At 61.9% G+C, this 17,263-nt stretch carries 17 protein-coding genes; 13 read left to right on the plus strand and 4 right to left on the minus strand.

Features of this window, described 5'->3' with window-relative positions; all coding sequences use genetic code 11:
- Positions 1–16 precede the first annotated feature (16 nt).
- The 6 genes from ACWJKU_RS18065 to ACWJKU_RS18090 are packed head-to-tail and all read left to right on the plus strand — an operon-like array spanning position 17 to position 6,832.
- A complete protein-coding gene (locus tag ACWJKU_RS18065; protein ID WP_454144575.1) occupies positions 17–556 on the plus strand; it encodes a GspH/FimT family pseudopilin in 540 nt (179 codons plus the stop codon).
- Complete coding sequence (pilV, locus tag ACWJKU_RS18070) at positions 550–972, plus strand: type IV pilus modification protein PilV (RefSeq protein ID WP_454144577.1); 423 nt, start codon at positions 550–552, stop codon at positions 970–972. Before ACWJKU_RS18065 ends, pilV begins: the two co-directional genes overlap by 7 nt.
- Positions 969–2,054 (plus strand): PilW family protein, encoded by a 1,086-nt coding sequence (locus ACWJKU_RS18075; protein WP_454144579.1) that lies wholly within the window; start codon positions 969–971, stop codon positions 2,052–2,054. The genes pilV and ACWJKU_RS18075 overlap by 4 nt, the downstream gene beginning before the upstream one ends.
- A gap of 2 nt (positions 2,055–2,056) precedes the next feature.
- Positions 2,057–2,656 carry a pilus assembly PilX family protein gene (locus tag ACWJKU_RS18080; RefSeq protein ID WP_454144581.1) on the plus strand — a complete coding sequence of 200 codons (600 nt, stop codon included), beginning with the start codon at positions 2,057–2,059 and terminating at the stop codon, positions 2,654–2,656.
- Positions 2,657–2,666: 10 nt separating this feature from the next.
- Positions 2,667–6,344 (plus strand): pilus assembly protein, encoded by a 3,678-nt coding sequence (locus tag ACWJKU_RS18085; RefSeq protein WP_454144583.1) that lies wholly within the window; start codon positions 2,667–2,669, stop codon positions 6,342–6,344.
- A gap of 11 nt (positions 6,345–6,355) precedes the next feature.
- Positions 6,356–6,832 carry a type IV pilin protein gene (locus tag ACWJKU_RS18090; protein WP_454144585.1) on the plus strand — a complete coding sequence of 159 codons (477 nt, stop codon included), beginning with the start codon at positions 6,356–6,358 and terminating at the stop codon, positions 6,830–6,832.
- A 92-nt stretch (positions 6,833–6,924) separates the two neighbouring features.
- Here the strand turns inward: ACWJKU_RS18090 and ACWJKU_RS18095 are convergent, their stop codons facing one another.
- Positions 6,925–7,746, minus strand: a complete 822-nt coding sequence (locus tag ACWJKU_RS18095) for a sulfite exporter TauE/SafE family protein (protein WP_454144587.1) — start codon at positions 7,744–7,746, stop codon at positions 6,925–6,927.
- Between the two features lie 68 nt (positions 7,747–7,814).
- Here ACWJKU_RS18095 and ACWJKU_RS18100 point away from each other — a divergent pair, with 68 nt between their 5' ends.
- The 7 genes from ACWJKU_RS18100 (at position 7,815) to ACWJKU_RS18130 (ending at position 14,069) form a co-directional block, all read left to right on the plus strand.
- Positions 7,815–9,074: a multifunctional CCA addition/repair protein gene (locus tag ACWJKU_RS18100; RefSeq protein ID WP_454144589.1), complete on the plus strand. Its 1,260-nt coding sequence runs from the start codon at positions 7,815–7,817 to the stop codon at positions 9,072–9,074.
- A 62-nt stretch (positions 9,075–9,136) separates the two neighbouring features.
- The gene (locus ACWJKU_RS18105; protein ID WP_454144591.1) at positions 9,137–10,081 is read left to right on the plus strand and encodes a nucleotidyltransferase domain-containing protein; all 945 of its coding nucleotides are present in this window, start codon (positions 9,137–9,139) and stop codon (positions 10,079–10,081) included.
- Between the two features lie 81 nt (positions 10,082–10,162).
- Entirely contained in the window at positions 10,163–10,441 is a 279-nt protein-coding gene (locus ACWJKU_RS18110; RefSeq protein WP_454144593.1) for a hypothetical protein, read from the plus strand.
- The gene (locus ACWJKU_RS18115) at positions 10,438–11,145 is read left to right on the plus strand and encodes an HAD family hydrolase (RefSeq protein WP_454144595.1); all 708 of its coding nucleotides are present in this window, start codon (positions 10,438–10,440) and stop codon (positions 11,143–11,145) included. Before ACWJKU_RS18110 ends, ACWJKU_RS18115 begins: the two co-directional genes overlap by 4 nt.
- 78 nt (positions 11,146–11,223) lie before the next feature.
- Entirely contained in the window at positions 11,224–12,036 is an 813-nt protein-coding gene (locus ACWJKU_RS18120) for a M48 family metallopeptidase (RefSeq protein WP_454144597.1), read from the plus strand.
- Between the two features lie 334 nt (positions 12,037–12,370).
- Positions 12,371–13,486, plus strand: coding sequence for a YkgJ family cysteine cluster protein (locus tag ACWJKU_RS18125; RefSeq protein WP_454144599.1), 1,116 nt, complete (start codon positions 12,371–12,373; stop codon positions 13,484–13,486).
- A gap of 124 nt (positions 13,487–13,610) precedes the next feature.
- Positions 13,611–14,069, plus strand: a complete 459-nt coding sequence (locus ACWJKU_RS18130; RefSeq protein ID WP_454144601.1) for a hypothetical protein — start codon at positions 13,611–13,613, stop codon at positions 14,067–14,069.
- On the opposite strand, the gene ACWJKU_RS18135 is transcribed toward ACWJKU_RS18130, so the two are convergent.
- The 3 genes from ACWJKU_RS18135 to ACWJKU_RS18145 all read right to left on the minus strand — a co-directional run bounded on the left by ACWJKU_RS18135 (position 14,066) and on the right by ACWJKU_RS18145 (position 17,263).
- Entirely contained in the window at positions 14,066–15,139 is a 1,074-nt protein-coding gene (locus ACWJKU_RS18135; protein WP_454144603.1) for a DUF475 domain-containing protein, read from the minus strand. The two genes, ACWJKU_RS18130 and ACWJKU_RS18135, sit on opposite strands and share 4 nt — an antisense overlap.
- A gap of 125 nt (positions 15,140–15,264) precedes the next feature.
- A complete protein-coding gene (locus ACWJKU_RS18140) occupies positions 15,265–16,134 on the minus strand; it encodes an HpcH/HpaI aldolase/citrate lyase family protein (RefSeq protein ID WP_454144605.1) in 870 nt (289 codons plus the stop codon).
- Positions 16,127–17,263, minus strand: a complete 1,137-nt coding sequence (locus ACWJKU_RS18145) for a cysteine protease StiP family protein (RefSeq protein ID WP_454144607.1) — start codon at positions 17,261–17,263, stop codon at positions 16,127–16,129. The genes ACWJKU_RS18140 and ACWJKU_RS18145 overlap by 8 nt, the downstream gene beginning before the upstream one ends.

Consider the following 17,263-nt stretch of genomic DNA (forward strand, 5'->3'; position numbering starts at 1 on the left):
TGCTATACCTATCGGCATGAAAACAGATCATGAAAAAGGTTTTACCTTAATCGAGCTGATGGTCGCGGTGGCGGTCGCTGCCGTCGTGCTTACCACGGCGGTACCCAGCTTCCAGGAGATCGTCCGAAACAATCGCCTCGCCACCCAGGCCAACCAATTGGTTACGTCCCTCAATCTCGCACGCAGCGAGGCGGTCAAGCGGAGCGTGCGGGTGACGATATGCAAGAGCGCCGATCCCGCAGCCGCCCCCCCGTCCTGCGCTACATCGGGAGGGTGGGAGCAGGGCTGGATGGTATTCGTCGACGGAGGCACGAAAGGGACGGTCGACACGAGGGATACGATCCTCGGAGTTTTCGGCAAATTGGAGGGTACGACGCTCAGCGCGGGCGGCAATTTTTCCAACTGGATTTCCTATCTCGCCACCGGCTTCAGCGAAGGCGAAACCAGCCTTCCCAACAGTACCTTCAAATTGTGCTCGGGCGGCGCGAAAAGCAAGGGCAAAAATATCGTAATCAACAGGACGGGCCGAGTCCGGGTGGAGGATGCGACATGCTGAATGGCCGCAAGCAGCGGGGGTTCACCCTGATGGAAGTCCTCATCGCTTTCCTGATAATGGCCATCGGGCTGCTGGGTCTCGCGGGGCTACAGGTCACCGGACTGCGGAACGACCAAAGTGCCTTTCACCGCTCCCAGGCTGTCATACTGGCTTACGACATCCTCGACCTGCTCAGGGCCAACCGGCAGGATGCCCGCGACGGCGTATACAACCTGGCTTTGGGTGCCGATGCGCCGACCGGCAGCAGCCGCTCCGCGCAGGATTTGAATCGCTGGCTCGCGGAACTGGCCAATCACTTGCCTCAGGGCGACGGCGCGGTCAACGTGGCGAACGACCTTGTCACCATCACCGTGCAATGGGACGACAGCCGCGGGGTAGAAGCTCCGCAAGCGTTCGTGGTCGAAAGTCAGTTATGAAAACCGTCATCATCAAACACCCGATTTCGTCCGCCGCGGGCCAGCGCGGCATCTCGCTGGTGGAAATCATGGTGGCCCTTACCTTGAGCTTGCTGCTTACCGGAGGAGCGCTGACGGTCTATCTCGGCAGCCGCCAGAGCTATCGCGCCAACGACGCCATGGCCAGGCTTCAGGAGAATGCCCGCTATGCCTTCGAAATCCTCGGTCGCGACCTTCGTATGGCCGGCTACCGCGGCTGCGCCGGCGAGGCCGCGACAGTTACCAATACGCTGAACGACTCCAAGGATTTCTTGTGGAATTTCGACCAACCCATTTACGGCTACGAAGCCGTTTCCCCATCCCAGTGGAACCAGTCGCCGGACAATGCCATCACCAATCCCCTCGGCGGACGGGACATCGTGGTAGCCCGCGGCACCTTCGGCAACGGAACCCGGGTCTTGCAGCAGCCGGGTAACACGGACGATCCCGGCCTGCCCGGTTCGGCGGATATCAAAGTGACACAGGGAAGCGGCCTCACTATAGGCGACATCGTGCTGGTGACCGATTGCCTGGCGGCCGCCGTATTTCAGGTCACGAACCAAAATATCGCGGGCGGTTTCGACAACGTAGTTCATAACACCGGCGGTACTCTGATTCCCGGAAACGCGACCAAGCAACTGGGAAAAAGCTATGAAGGCGGCGAGCTCCAGCGCATCTCCACCAAGATTTATTACATACGCAACAACCCGGCCGGCCAGCCCGCGTTGTATCGCAAGGAAGGCGCCGGCAACGCCGAGGAAGTGGTCGAAGGCGTCCAGGACATGCAGATCCTTTATGGCGTGGATGACGCGGCGACTTGCGGCGCGGGCCAGGCCGATGATTTTTCCGCCGACTGCTACCAAACCGCGCAATGGGTAAATGACAATGGCCTGTGGAACAACGTGGTGGCGGTGAGGGTCGCCCTGCTGTTGCGGTCCGTCGAGAACGGGGTAGTGAACGAACCGCAAACCTATCGCTTCAACGGCAATACGGTCACGGCAACCGATCTCAGACTGTACCGGCCCTTCGAGACCGCCTTCACCTTGCGTAACCGAGTCAACTGAACATGGCAAACGACATCGCTTTTACAGGGCCCGCTCCACGCCGGCAAAGAGGCGCGGCCTTGATCACCGTACTGATCATCCTGCTGCTGCTGACCCTGATCGGCGTCACCTCGATGCAGACCACCGCTCTGGAAGAAAAAATGGCCGGCAATCTGCGCAATGAAAACCTGGCCTTCCAGGCGGCGGAAGCGGCCCTCCGGTCGGGTGAAGCCTATTTACAGGGCGTCAGCATCGGACCTTTCGCGGCCGATACGAGCGAGACGAACCTTGCCCTTAACCCCGCCGGGCTTTATCAGCCCACGCTTTCGCCCGGCAAGGAGCGCTGGCAACAGCCTAACATCTGGGCAGCGGCCGGCTCCCAGGCCCACGCCCAAGCGCTGGCCGGCCTGGCCGAGCCGCCCCGTTACATCATCGAGGACATGTCCTCCTACACCAAGTGCACGAATTCCGGCAACTGCACCAATGTCCCACTCCCCAGAACGCCGGGCGGGAGCGTCAAGTTCGGACCGATTCCCGACGTCGGCCGCTTCCGTATCACGGCCCGCGGCGTCGGCGGCACGACCGATGCGGTAGTGCTGCTGCAGAGTTATTACAACCGTTGAGGAAACTGTCATGCGCGCGACCCGCCGGTTTTGGCTTTTTTCGATCCTGGCATTCGGCCTGCCGGCAGCGGCAAGCGGTGCGGCCGATATCGCTCCGTCCCCGCTGTTCCTGAGCTCTCCGGTCGAGCCCAACGTGATGTTCACCCTGGACGATTCAGGCTCGATGCAGTTCGAAATCATGCCAGACGATTATGTTTTCATGGGGTCTTCCAACGGCTTGGTAAGCTTTGTTTTCCCGAGGGCCAACGGCGTGTACGGCGGTAGCGATTACGGCAACCAAGTCGCCACTGTAGATACCAACGTGGCCTACACCGCGCTCACCCGTTCGCCCCAGGTCAATACCATTTATTACACCCCCTCGATCACTTATACGCCCTGGGTGAAGGCGGACGGTACGCTTTATCCGCCCGCGGACCCAAGTTGCGCCCTGCATAACCCCGAGCGGCCGGGTAGCGGCGCCGCCTATTGCCGGAATCTGACGACCACCAACGCCAGGTACAACTCCAACAGTTGGCGTACCTGCACATCGTCCGGCAGTTGTTCCTCGAGCAATACCAACAAAAGCTTTTGGCCCGCTACTTATTACTGGCATACCGGCGGCAGTGTCTGGAACTGGTCCAGTTATCAAAAAGTCGAAATAACGCCCTCCACGGCTACGTACAGCGGACATGGACGAGAATCCCGCACCGATTGCAGCGCCGGGGTCTGTACTTACGCTCAGGAAATCCAAAACTTCGCCAACTGGTACACCTATTACCGCTCGCGCATCCTGACGGCGCGCGCCGGCATCGGGCGGGCCTTCTCCCAGCAGGGATCCTCGATGCGGGTCGGCTTCGGCGCCATCAACCAAGGCCGGGCAAACGTCGACGGCGTCAGCACGCAGACGATCATTTCAGGGGTGAGAAAGTTCGAAAGCGCCAGCCGCTCGAATTTCTTCAGCACACTCTATAGCCATCCGATTCCGGCTGCCGGCACACCTTTGCGGAAGGCCATGGACGATGTGGGCCAGTATTTCAAGCGCAGCGACGACAAAGGCCCCTGGGGCGAGAATCCCGGAAGCACCGGCGGCACCCAACTCGAATGCCGCCAGAACTATCATATCCTCATGACCGACGGCTACTGGTCGGGAGGTAATGCCAATCAGGCCACGACCTCTGCCGCCGGCGCCAACAACGACGGGGCCAGCGGCCCCACGATCACCGGGCCGGGCGGCCGCTCCTTCACATACAACGCGGTGTCGCCTTTCGCGGACAATTACAGCAATACACTGGCCGACGTCGCCATGTATTATTGGAAAAACGATCTTCGTCCCGACCTGCCCAACAAGGTGCCGACCACGACGATCGACCCGGCATTCTGGCAGCACGTGGTGACCTACGGTATCGGCTTGGGAGTCTCCGGCTCGGTCGATGCGGACGCGGCCTGGAATGCGATTATCAGCGGCGCATCCATCAGTTGGCCGGACACCAACCCGAGCCAGACAAACTGCAGCGGCTTGACGTGCCCGGCCAGGCTCGACGACCTGCTTCATGCCTCAATCAACGGCCGAGGCGGTTTTTTCAGCGCGGCCGACCCGGAAAGCTTTGCCCACGCCATGAGCGACATCCTGGCCAATATCAGCCAGAAGACCACCTCCTCCGCCGCCGCCGTCGCCGCCAACTCGACCCGCCTCAACACCGATACGATGGTCTATCAGGCACGCTTCAACAGCGCGGAATGGGACGGTCGGATTCTTGCCTTCCACCTGAACGCCGACGGTAGCGTGGGCAGCGTACAATGGGACACGGACACTACCCTGGCCTCGGTCGCCCCGGGCACGCGCAAGACATGGACATGGAACGGCCTGGCGGGCGTGGATTTCACCTGGGCCAATTTGTCCGCGAACCAGCAGAACGCTCTGAAAACGCCCAATTGCAGCGCAACCCTGACGGGAGATTCCTGTGGCCAGGCCCGTCTCGATTGGCTCCGGGGCGGCAACGGCCAAGAGCAGGCCAACGGCGGCCCGTTCCGCAATCGCAGCAAGGTTCTCGGCGACATCATCAATTCGGATCCCGTATTTGTCGCGGCGGAGAATTTTGGCTATGTCGTATGGCCGGAAAGCGATGCCGGCGGCGAGGTCTACCTGCAATTTCTCGCCGACAAAAGAACTCGCAAAAAGATGCTCTATGTAGGCGCCAACGACGGCATGCTGCACGCCTTCAATGCCGACACGGGCGAGGAACAATTCGCCTACGTTCCGGCGGGCGTCTATGAGAATCTGAGCAAACTGACGGATCCCGCCTATAGCCATCGCTATTTTGTGGACGGCAGTCCGTTGGCTTGGGATGCCTGCATCGGCGCGGGCGGATCGTTCACGACTTCCGCCGGTACTACCGTGTCGACCTCCTGTGCCTGGCGCACTGTGCTGGTAGGTTCGTCGGGAGCGGGCGGTAAAACCATCTATGCCCTCGATATCACCAATCCGACCGACGCCAATTTCGGCAACCCCCTGTGGGAATTCAGCGACGACGATCTGGGTTATCTGGCAGGTTCGCCCCAGGTAGTCAAGCTGACGAGCGGCGACTGGGCGGTAATCTTCGGCAATGGCTATCGCAGCAAGAACTGCGAGGATTTGCTCAACAACGTCACCGCCAACCCCAACCGCAATTGCAAAGCCAAGCTGTTTGCCGTGAATCTGAAAACCGGGGCGCTGATTCCCGGCTTTCCCATCGACACGGGAGCGGGCGATGCCGCCAACCCGAACGGCATCGTCAGTCCGCCGGCTCTCTACGATGTTTCCGGGCGAATGCTGGGGAATGACAGCGACTCGGGAACCATGCTGGGCGATGGAATCTATGTCGGCGATCTCCAAGGCAATCTCTGGCGGTTCACCCGCCAAGGCAATAACTGGAAAGCAGCCTATTCATCCGGCGGGAATCCGGCCCCGCTGTTCATCGCCAAGGACGGCTCGGGCAAGCGCCAGCCCATCACCGCGCCTTTGGAAATCGGCGAGCCGCCCGTCGCAGGTCAAGGCGTGATGATATTTTTCGGCACCGGTCGTTATTTCGCGACTACCGATACCACGGATACCTCCCGGCAAACCTTCTACGGCATCTGGGACGATGGCACGAAGATTACCTATGCGAACCGCAACGACGTGCTCCAGCCTCAGACCATCACCGATGAGTCGTCGGCATTCGGCCGCGAAATCCGGATGGTGAGCGACAATCCCGTTATTTGGACCGGGAATGGCGCCAAGCGGGGTTGGTATCTAGACCTGGTGCCGCCCGGCGGCAGCAACCAGGGTGAGCGGGTGGTCAGCGCGCCCCTGCTCCGCTTCGGGCGGGCGATCTTCAGCACGCTCATTCCATTCGCCGACCCTTGCAGCGCGGGCGGCACCAGTTGGCTGATGGAACTCGATGCCCAAACCGGCGCTCGCCTCGGTTATTCCGTGTTCGATCTCAACAAGGATGGTCTTTTCAATACGGCCGATTACGCGAATGCCGGCAACAGCAGCACGCCCGTTTCCGGCCTCAAGAGCACGGTGGGCATCACCAAAACTTCAGCGGTGGTTTCGGCCGGTGAGAAGGAGTACAAGATCCAAAACGGCACCGATCTCGGCGGAGCTCCCGAGGGCTTGCTCAGCACTCCGGAGAAGGGAGGTATCGGCAAACCGCGCGGCGCGTGGCGACAACTTTTCCAAGAATAAGAGGGAGTCCGATGATCATACCGATAATCCGTACCGAAACCCGGGGTTTCACGCTGATCGAACTGATGATCGCGGTGGCCGTGGTCGGCATCGTATCGGCCATTGCCTACCCGAGTTATCGCGACCAGGTACAGAAAAGCCGCCGCAGCGAAGCGAAAAGCGCACTGCTGGAGAACGTCCAATTTTTGGAGCGGAACTTTACCGCCAATAACTGCTATCACCGGACCGACGGCGATTGTGCGAACGGCAGTGTCGCCATAAACCTACCGGTGACGGCAGTCAACGATTCAACCGGGAAGCCCCGTTACGCTATCCGGTTCGCGGCCGGGGAGCCGACGCCCAACAGCTTCATTTTGGAAGCGGCGCCCGCCGGGACCATGAGCGGGGATGCCTGCGGCACCTTCACCCTGAACCATCTGGGTGCGAAGGGCATCAAGAACAAGCCGTCCGGGTCGACCAAAACCGCGGAAGAATGCTGGCAGCGTTAGGGAGGGCTGCGCCGCCGTCACCGATGCCAAGGCCGGGCGCGTATCGGCCCTGGCGTCGGCCCGAAATGCCGGGAGGATATTTGCGGGCCTGATTAATAAATTCCGATCCATGGCCGAATGGCCTGCCAAAACAGTTTGACGCCCACTGCGAACACCACCGCGGCGAACATCCGCCTGAGCCTCCGCGTCGGCAGCCGATGCGCGAGTTTGGCGCCGACCGGCGCGAACGGAATACTGGTCGCTACGATGCCGGCAAAGGCAGGCAGGTAAACGTAGCCGAGGCTCCAGGCCGGCAGCGCGGGTTTTTCCCAGCCCAGGACAATGTCAGTCAGGGAGCCGGCGACCGCTATGGGAAAACCGCAGGCGCTGGAGACAGCGACGGCGTTTCGGATCGGAAATCGGTACTTGACGAGAAAAGGAACGCTCAGCGTCCCGCCGCCTATCCCGAGAATCGAAGAAACCGCGCCGATGCCCAGTCCGGCGCTCGGATAAAGCCATCCGTTCACGGCACGGCCTGCTCCGCTTTCCGGCTTCGCGTCGATCAGGATTCGACCCGCAACGTAGAGCAGGAAAAGCGCGAAAATCAGCTTGAACCCATGCGCCGGCAACCGATCGGCGATAATCGATCCGATGACGGAGCCGGCCAGTATCCCGGGCGCCAGCCGAAAGACCGCATCCCAGCGCACGGCGCCGAGGCGGTGATGGGCGTAAACCGCGGAAACGGACGTGACGACGATGGTCGCGAGCGAAGTCGCCACCGCCATGATCATGACGGCATCCGACGGAAATCCCCGCTCCGAGAAAAACCAGATCAGAAACGGCACGATCACGACGCCGCCGCCGATGCCGAACAGGCCGGACAATACGCCGGCCAGGCTGCCGAACGCCAGGTAAAGTCCCAGTTCTTCCCACATGTGCTGCTCATCCGCGTTTAAAATAAGGGCCTTATGCTAGCAGCAACCGGAACCCAGGCTAAAAACCCATGAAAACTTATCTCGTCGGAGGCGCCGTCAGGGATGGCCTGCTCGGACGGCCAGTGGAGGAGCGTGACTGGGTGGTCGTGGGCGAAACGCCGGAAAGCATGATCGCCCGAGGCTTCAAGCCGGTCGGCAAGGATTTTCCCGTGTTTTTGCATCCCAAGACCCGCGAGGAATACGCGCTCGCCCGCACCGAGCGGAAAACCGCCCCGGGTTACCGGGGTTTCGTCGTCCATGCCGAGCCGGACGTGACGCTGGAGCAGGATTTGCTCCGCCGCGACCTGACCATCAACGCCATGGCCCTGGACGAGGAAGGGCGGCTCATCGATCCCTACGGCGGCGCGCGGGACCTCCAGGACCGGGTTCTGCGCCATGTTTCGCCGGCCTTCGGCGAAGATCCGGTGCGTATCCTCCGCGTCGCCCGCTTCGCCGCCCGATTCGCCCATCTCGGCTTTCGGGTGGCGGCGGAAACGTTCGGCCTGATGCGGGGCATGGCGGCCGCCGGCGAAGTCGATGCCCTGGTGCCGGAGCGGGTTTGGGCGGAACTCGCCCGCGCGCTATCCGAACCAACTCCCCGGGCTTTCTTCGAGGTGCTGCGGGAGTGCGGCTCCTTGGCCAGACTGTGTCCGGAAATCGACCGGCTGTTCGGCGTCCCGCAGCCGCCCGAGCATCATCCGGAGGTCGACACCGGGCTTCATACCTTATTGGTTCTCGACCAGGCTGCCCGATTGAGCCCCGATCCGGTAGTGCGCTTCGCCGCGCTGACCCATGACCTCGGCAAGGGGCTGACGCCCAAGGAATTGTGGCCGAAGCATCACGGCCACGAAAAAGCCGGGCTTGGCGCATTGGAAAGCCTTTGCCTGCGGCTGAAAGTGCCCAATGTCTATCGCAAGCTGGCGGAAAAAACGATGCGCTACCACGGTCATTGCCATCGGGCGCTGGAGCTGCGTCCCGCAACCGTGGTGGATTTGTTGCAGCGGCTCGATGCGCTGCGCGCGAACGACACCCTGAACGGCTTTCTGCTCGCCTGCGAGGCCGATGCCAAAGGTCGTCCCGGTTTCGAGAAACGGCCCTATCCGCAAGCCGAATGGCTGCGGCAGGCGCGGGAAGCGGCCTTGGCGACGCCGGTTCAACCGCTGTTGGAGCAAGGATTCAAGGGCGAAAGCCTGGGCCGCGAACTGCGCCGGTTGCGGATCGAGGCCGTGAAGGCGTGTCGGCAGCGGTTTTTGGAAAGCCGCGGTTCCAGCGAAACGGCGTGCTCGTAACGAACGCCAAAAGCGGTGCCCGGCCTGCCTCGGCCTATGTTTGAGACTTCGATAAAACGCCCGTGACTTACCAGCCTCGCGATTTCATTGAAACCTCTGAAGGACTGATCTTCGCCGTCGTCGACGGCCTGCCCGAAGATGGCCGCGTGCTCTGTTTTCTCCGATACGCGCCGGTCGCGGGGAAACTCGCCAAGATGAGCACGGCCGAGGCCAATGCTTATCTGCAAGCCCGGGCGCCCCGATACCTGTTCGCTTCGAAGCGGCTGGACGCAAAACTCCATGCCGTACCGCTCGGAAGCATACGCCGCCATCATCGGCCGCGGGAGCGCGTGCGCAGCTTGCTGAACTCGGCGCCGCGGGACGCGATCGAGCGGAAAGCGGTTCGCTTGCTGCAAAAATTCGGTGTGCAGGGACTGGACCTGAGCCGAATCGGCTTGACCGGCTCTCTGTTGATCGGGGCGCAAACGCCGAAGTCCGATCTCGATTTCGTCGTTTACGGACGCGAAGCGTTTTTCGAGGCGCGCGAGACCGTCGGGCGATTGATCGCGGCCGGAGAACTGCAAGACCTGGACGATGCGGCCTGGCGCGATGCCTACGACCGGCGCGGCTGCGCGCTGGCCTTCGAGGAGTTTCTCCGGCACGAACGGCGCAAGTTGAACAAGGCGCTGATCGACGGAACCAAATTCGACATCACCTTGGTGGACGAACCGCTATCGGAAGAATCGGGCCCGGCCCATAAGCTCGGGCCGATTCGGATTCGAGCGCAAATCGCGGATGCGACTTACGCATTCGACTATCCGGCCGTGTACCGGTTGCTGCATCCCGAGATCACCGAAGCCGTTAGTTTTACCCATACCTATGCCGGCCAGGCCCTTGCCGGAGAAACCGTGGAGATTTCGGGGATGCTGGAGGAATCGCAGGCGGGACGGCGGCGCATCGTCGTGGGCTCCAGCCGCGAAGCCTTGGGAGAATACATCAAGGTGGTGTCCGGGGATGAATGCGCCTGAACTCGCATAGGCAATTGTAGTGGCGTTTGTTACATTTCGGCCCCAGCAATCCTTAAAACAATCTCGACAGAGGAGATAACTATGATCGGTGGCGTTGTCTCGGTGCTGATCTGCGTGTGGTTTTATCGCACTGCGCTCAGGCTCAACCTCAACGTGCTGCAATGGATCGTCGGCGCGCTGATCGTCTACTACGGGATCAAGGCGACCTGGATGTACGCCATCCTGAAGCCCTTGCTGGGCGGGTCGTTCACCTATTACAGCGCGACCGCCGGCATCATGATGGAGATATCGGGCGCCCTGCTCGGCGCTTTGGGCGCCGCGCTGTTCCGCAATCTGGTCATGCTCAAGCAGGCTCGATGACTTCTGCCCGCGCACGTTCGGCGCTTCCCGATTTCCGCGCGGTCGTCTTCGACATGGACGGCCTGGCCCTGGACACCGAGTCGACCTATTGCCACGCCTGGCGGTCGGCGGCGGCCGATTTGGGCTTCGATCTGAGCGAGGAATTCTGCCGCGGCTTGTTCGGCCGCCATGCCGACGATGTCGAGCAGGCGCTGAAGACGGCGCTGGGCGATGCGTTCGACCGCCGGTCGTTTCATGAATCCGCCGAACGCCACTGGCGGCGCTATCTCGACGAGCACGGCATAAAACCGATGCCGGGCTTGAAAGAGCTGCTCGCGGTTCTGCGACACCGTGCGATTCCCTACGCGCTGGCGACCAACAGCGACGGCCCTTACGCCGGGGAATGCCTGCGCCGCTCCGATTTGGAAGAGACCTTCCGGGTCGTCGTGACCCGCAACCAGGTCGAGCGGGGAAAGCCGGCGCCGGACCTTTTTCTCGAGGCGGCGCGGCGTTTGAATGTTCCGCCGGCCCTGTGCCTGGTGCTGGAGGATTCGGAAACCGGCCTGGAAGCGGCCCGCGCCGCGGAAACCGTTCCGGTGCTGATCCAGCGGCGCGAAGACGTGCGCAACAGGCTGGCGGAACGGGCGGTGGCCAGCTTCGGGGATTTGCTGGAATTGGCCGAGTTGCTGAAAGCCGGAAAACGCGCTTTGCGGCCGGTTCGCTGAGCCGGGATCTCGGCCGAATCTTTCGCCGGTTTCGGCGTCAAATCGAGAGTATCCGGCGCTCCGTCGAGGCAAAATCACTTGGTACGCCATTTTCTCGCCATTCTTGTGGCCATCCAGTTCGCGGTCGGAATCGGCGGCTGTTCAACCAATCCGATCACCGGCCGAAGCCAGGTCATGCTGGTCAGCGACGCCGAAGCCGCCCGGGCTTCGGAGCAGGCGTACAGCCAGGTGCTTGCGAACGCCGAAAAACAACGGGTGCTGGATGACGACCCCGCCGTACTCGACCGGGTTCGATCGATCGCGCAGCCTTTGATTGCGCAAGCCACGGCGCTGCGCCCCGAGACCCGCAACTGGCAGTGGGAAGTGCACGTTCTCAAGAGCGGCGAAGTGAATGCCTGGTGCATGGCCGGCGGCAAGATCGCCGTGTACACGGGATTGCTTCAGAAAATTCGCCCCACGGATGACGAACTGGCTCAGGTGTTGGCCCACGAAATCGCCCACGCGCTGCTCTCGCATCAAGCCGAGAAAATGTCGCGCATGGAAGCCCAAAAACTCGGCTTGGGCCTGGGCGTCCTGGCCGGGGCTGTCGCCGGCTACGACTTGAGCGGCGTGGCCGGCCTGGCCGATGCTCTGGCGACCGTCGGCTTGCAGTTGCCCAACAGCCGAAAGGCCGAAAACGAAGCGGACAGCGTCGGCATCGAACTCGCCGCCAAAGCCGGATATGACCCCTTTGCCGCCATTTCGCTCTGGGAAAAAATGATCAAGGTCGGCGGCAGCGGCGGCCCCGACTGGCTCAGCACCCACCCCGATCCCGAACAACGTCTACAGAGCATGCGGGCAAGAGCACAACAACTGATGCCCGTTTATGAAGCCAATCGGCGCACGCACTGAACCGATCGCCGGATGATTCCGGCGCCGGTTCCCCGACTCGCAAACCATTAATCCTGAATCCGGCCGTTGGAAACGGCCTGAAAAGCCCTCATCCCCGGCCCTTCTCCCAAGACCCTCTCCCAAAGGGAGCGGGCGTTTTGAAGGCCGGGAGCGGGGTTGGGATGAGGGCCTGCGGCGCACGGCCGGCCTTCGCCCCGTTTCCCATTCCGACGATGCCGGACCGCACCGGGAACGATACCTTTCTGCGGCGCACGAACGGATGCACGGTCTCGCCATAGGGACGGACGAGGCTTCACCTGCTAACATCTGCGGCCGGATTCTAACCCTACCGAATATGACCGAGTTCCTCCGCCGCCCCAATCACCGTTACGACGACCCGCTCGCGCTCGTATGGATCGCCTGCGCCGAGCGCGTCGGCTTTCGCATCGAACGCACGCCGCACGCATATGCCTCCACCGACGGCCACGGCACGATCTTCATCGGCACCGACGAAATCCTCGATCCCGACGACTCGCTCGCGCAGATGGTTCTTCACGAGCTATGCCACGCCCTGGTCGAGGGCGAGACCGGCGAAAGACGGGCGGACTGGGGCCTCGGCGCCAGCGGCGGCCCCAGTCCGTGGCGCGAGCACGCCTGTTTGCGCCTGCAAGCTTATCTGACCGACAGCGTGGGTCTGCGGGATTTTTTCGCGCCGACCACCGATTTTCGCGTGAGTTTTTGGAATTCGCTGCCCGCCGATCCGTTCACGGCGCCGCCGGAAGAGGGCGGCCGCCGCGAGCGCAGTTGCGTAGCCGCGCGCTTGGCCGCTTGGCGGGCATCGCAGCGTCGTTGGGCGCCGCACCTCGAGCAGGCGCTCGCCACTAGCGCGGCGATTGCGGCGTTAGTGCCCCGGGCGCATCGCAAGAGCGCAGTCGAATCGGAAAGCGGTGCCGAAAACGGCCTGATCGAGCACGGCGCGCTGCCTTCGCTGTGGACGACGGTGGCCGCGCCGCCCGCACGGCACCCGGCAGGGCATGCGCCGGTCGCAGCGTACCATGCCGGCCGCGGCTGCGCCGGCTGCGCCTGGGCGTTTATCGAGCGCCGCGGACTGCGCTGCCGGCACGCGCCCGGCGTCCGGCTGCCGAGCGATGCGCCGGCGTGCTCGCGCTTCGAACCGGCCGACGAGCTCGATTGCCTGAGCTGCGGCGCGTGTTGCCGCGAGGCTTACGACGCGGTCGAAATTTCCGGACGCGAACCGGTGATCAAGCGCCATCCGGCCCTCGTCGTCCACGATACCCGGCGCAAGTTGCGCAGGGATGGCACTCGCTGCGCCGCGCTGTCCGGAGGCCGCACGCCCACCGAAACCTATGCCTGCGCCATCTACCACGACCGGCCAAGGACCTGCCGCGAATTCGCCCGCGGCAGCGGCAACTGCCTCGACGCGCGCCGGCGGGTCGGCCTTTCGCTATAGACGATTGGCCGCGCCCGATCCGAAACCCGCCGCAACGGTAGAGGTCTCAATTCACACGGAATGAGGAAATCGGGCGCGGTTCACGGCGCCCCGGCAGCAACCGGAATTCAGGAGGAACTCGGTTATGGACGATCGCAACACGGCCATCGAACCCGCGACGCGGGGATTGTTCGGTTTTCTCGCCGGGTTTTTAGCCACGCTGATTTTTCATCAACTCGCGCTGGCGCTACTGTGGGGCATCGGCCTGGCACCGTTCGCGCCGTTTTCCCTGGCTCCGACTTCTCCGTTCGGCATCCCGGCCGTGTTCTCCCTGGCATTCTGGGGCGGGGTCTGGGGTATTTTGTTTGCCTCGGTCGAATACCGGTTTCCGCCGGCTCCCCGCTACTGGACGGCGGCGTTTCTGTTCGGCGCGGTTCTGCCGTCGCTGGTGGCGCTTTTGGTGGTGCTTCCGCTCAAGGGCCGGCCCTTGGGCGGCGGCTGGCACCCTTCTTTGCTCGCGACGGCAGTCCTGATCAACGGCGCCTGGGGACTCGGCACCGCCTGGTTCTTCAGGCGGCTGTCCGCTCGAAGGCGGCAGACTTAGACCCTATCCCTCTGTTTCGCGGATTCATCGGCATGAGACCCTTGATATCGCACCGACGATACCACGGCCAATGCGATAAAAGTGACGCCGATCAGGCCGGTAACGATTTCCGACACTTGGTAATAAATGCTGCCGAGCATGATTGCGGCCAAGGCGCCGATGGCCCAGTGAGCGCCATGCTCCAAAAATACGTATTCGTCGAGGGTGCCCTTGTTGACCAGAAATACGGTCAGGGAGCGCACGAACATGGCGCCGATGGTCAAGCCCAGCATGATGATCACGATATCCCGGGTAATGGCGAAAGCCCCGATGACGCCGTCGAAAGAAAAAGAAGCGTCCAATACTTCAAGGTACAGAAATCCTGCGATTCCGGTGCGTTTAGCGCTTTTTACCGCGGCTTCGCCTTCTTCCTCGCTCTCGAAAAGGCGATCCAGACTGCTGACCGCGACATACAGGATCACGCCCGCCACGCCCGCGGCCAATACGGTCGAACGTACACTCTCGTCGATCGGCAGATAACGCTGCAATAGAAACAGGACGATCAGCGCGCACATGACCTCCACCGAATCGAGCTTGCCGAACGAGGCCAGTTTTTCCTCGACGACGGCGATCCAGTGCACCTCCTTGGCTTCATCCATCATGTAGGAGAAAAATACCAGCAGCAGGAACATGCCGCCGAATGCGGCAATGCCGGCGTGACTCGCCTCCAGATACCTGGCGTATTCTTCGGGGCGGTTCAGCGCCATCAGTGAAACATCCCCGATTCCCTGTCCGCTGGCTATCGACACGATGAGAATCGGAAAAAACAAGCGCATCCCGAATACCGCGATCAGAATGCCGACGGTCAGAAAAAGCCGCTGCCATTTGGCATCCATGTCTTTCAGCACGGAAGCATTGACCACCGCATTGTCGAACGACAGGCTGACTTCCATGACTCCCAGGATAAGGGCCAGCAAAACAGCCGATAAACCGGCGTCCATCGGACCGGCTCCCGGAAGGCGCATGCCCCAGAAAAAGGCGCCGGTCAGGCAGAAAATCGTGACTAAAATCGAATAGCGAAAATCTTTCATAAATGTCTTTTTCAGGCGTGGTTTTCGTCGGAAGATTTCAAGGAAACTCTGAAAAAGCCCTCTCTCCGGGAGGGCCTTTCGGTTCGAATAGCGATGTCGGTCATAGGCTTGGATCGGAGAGTTCATCAAGAATAGGCATCGGATCGCTCGATGACATGGCGCGCCCATGCGCTGTGCGTCGCCACTTCGCACATGGAGCCCCCGAAGTTGAACACGGCCCGGTCGCTCTGCAAGATGCGGCGGGCCGCTTCCAGATCGCCCGGGGAGATACGATAGCCGGCCTCGATCAGCGGAATCTGGCTGGGATGAATCGCGGTTTTTCCGCACAGACCGTGGGCGATGTCCTCGCGCACCTCGGCTTGCAGGATTTCCGGGCAGTCGATGTGCTCGAATACCGGCGCGGTAAGCTCGAAACCGTAGGGTTTGAACACCGTGACGATCTGGGCGATGGTATGCCCGAGCGGCGTCCGGTAGACCGTCATGTCGCGGGGACGCCGAATGCCCAGGATCGACAACAGGTCGTTACCGCCGATGCGCAAGGCCAGAATGCGTTTCTCGAAGCCCTGCTCCAGCAGATGATCCCGAAAGGCGGCCATCTTTCGGGCGTCGAAAGCATCCCTGGTTTCGAGCGTCGGCATGGTCAGATACGGCGTGCCCTGCACCGGCGCCATGTAGCGGTCCACCGTACGCCGATCCACCTTGGGAAAGACGAAGCCGTCAAGTTTGTCCACGCCGGGCATGGACAAGATGCGCTCGAGGATGTCGGGATTGCGGACCCGAACGAAACGCAACAGCCGGCAGGCGGACGACATTTGCCGGAGGCAGTCGCCCAGGTTGCGAAGGGCGTGTTCGAGCGCTCCGGGAGCGATCGCATCCTCGGTGCAGAAAATGACGGAACGCAGTTCCGGCCATTTACGGCCATCGGCGATATCCGGCAAATCCCGGTGATTCGCGGGCACGTACAAGGAAGCGCCCAATCGATGTGCGTTAGGCATCGGATATTCCTTTTATCAGAGAGACGGCCCGGTAGGGCAGGGCCGTTTCCGTCGTCCAAACGACCCCTTTCTCACGGGCGAGCTGGAGAAGATGAGCCACCGCAGGATCCTGCCCGTCGCGAACGATGACCCGCTCGGGAACACGCCGCAAGAGAACCCGCGTCGCCTCGCCGATACCGGGCTTGATAAGGTTTTCGTCGGCGATGCCGAAACCCGCCGTCATTTCTTCGAGCAGTCGCTGCGAGCGGCTGCGCGCCCGGGCAGGATCGACCGGCATCGGGGAAGGCGCGCAACCTTCTTCGAGCCATTCGCAAGCCTCCTTCAGGATTTCCTCGATGAACCATGCCGACAGATCGTGCGGCTCGAATTCGCGGTAATAGACGCAGCCGTGGAAGTCGCCGGGACCGATTCGCCGGTTCAGAACGGACCGGCTGATCAAACCCGAAATCGTCGCATTCAGAATGCTCGACGGAATCAGGTAGTCGTCGTCGGTCGGAGCGATGCCCACGCCGGCAAGGTCGGTCAGCACGAACAGGCCGGAATCCAGCCGCGTGCGGTGGATGGAATTGAAATCGCGCACGCATTTGTCCAGTTCGCGGGCGATCACCCCTTTGCCGGTCCAGCCATCCACGAACACGATGCCGGTTTCGGACCTCGCTTCGTCACCGAGTATGAAGCGGAGCGCATTGGCGTCCAGGCCGCGGTCGCGGATGATGGAAATGGAATAATGCGCGGCCTCCCGGCCGAAAAACCGCTGCAAGATGTGCTTGAGCGCCACGCCGATCGGGGTGCCGGCCCGCGCCAGCGAAACCAAGGTGATCTCGCCGCTCCGGCGCGCCCCGATAATGGCTGCCAGGTGGAGCAGGTCCAGAGCCATGCGCCGCCGGTTGACGGCAAACGCTTCCCGGAAAATTTCCATGTAACGCGGCGACGGCAAATTCTCGGGGCTGAGCATTTCGCTGTAGTGACGCCGCCCGCTCTGGATCAGACGTTCCTTTTCCGCGATGCCGATCGGCTCGACGCTGATCGGTTTCAGCAGAATTTTCACGTCTTCGAGGCGGTAGCTGCCGGAAAAAAAAGCGGATGACGCCGTGTCGGCGGCCGTTCGGCGAAAACTCCCGTGCGACAT

It is taken from the genome of Methylocaldum sp. MU1018 (assembly GCF_053646775.1).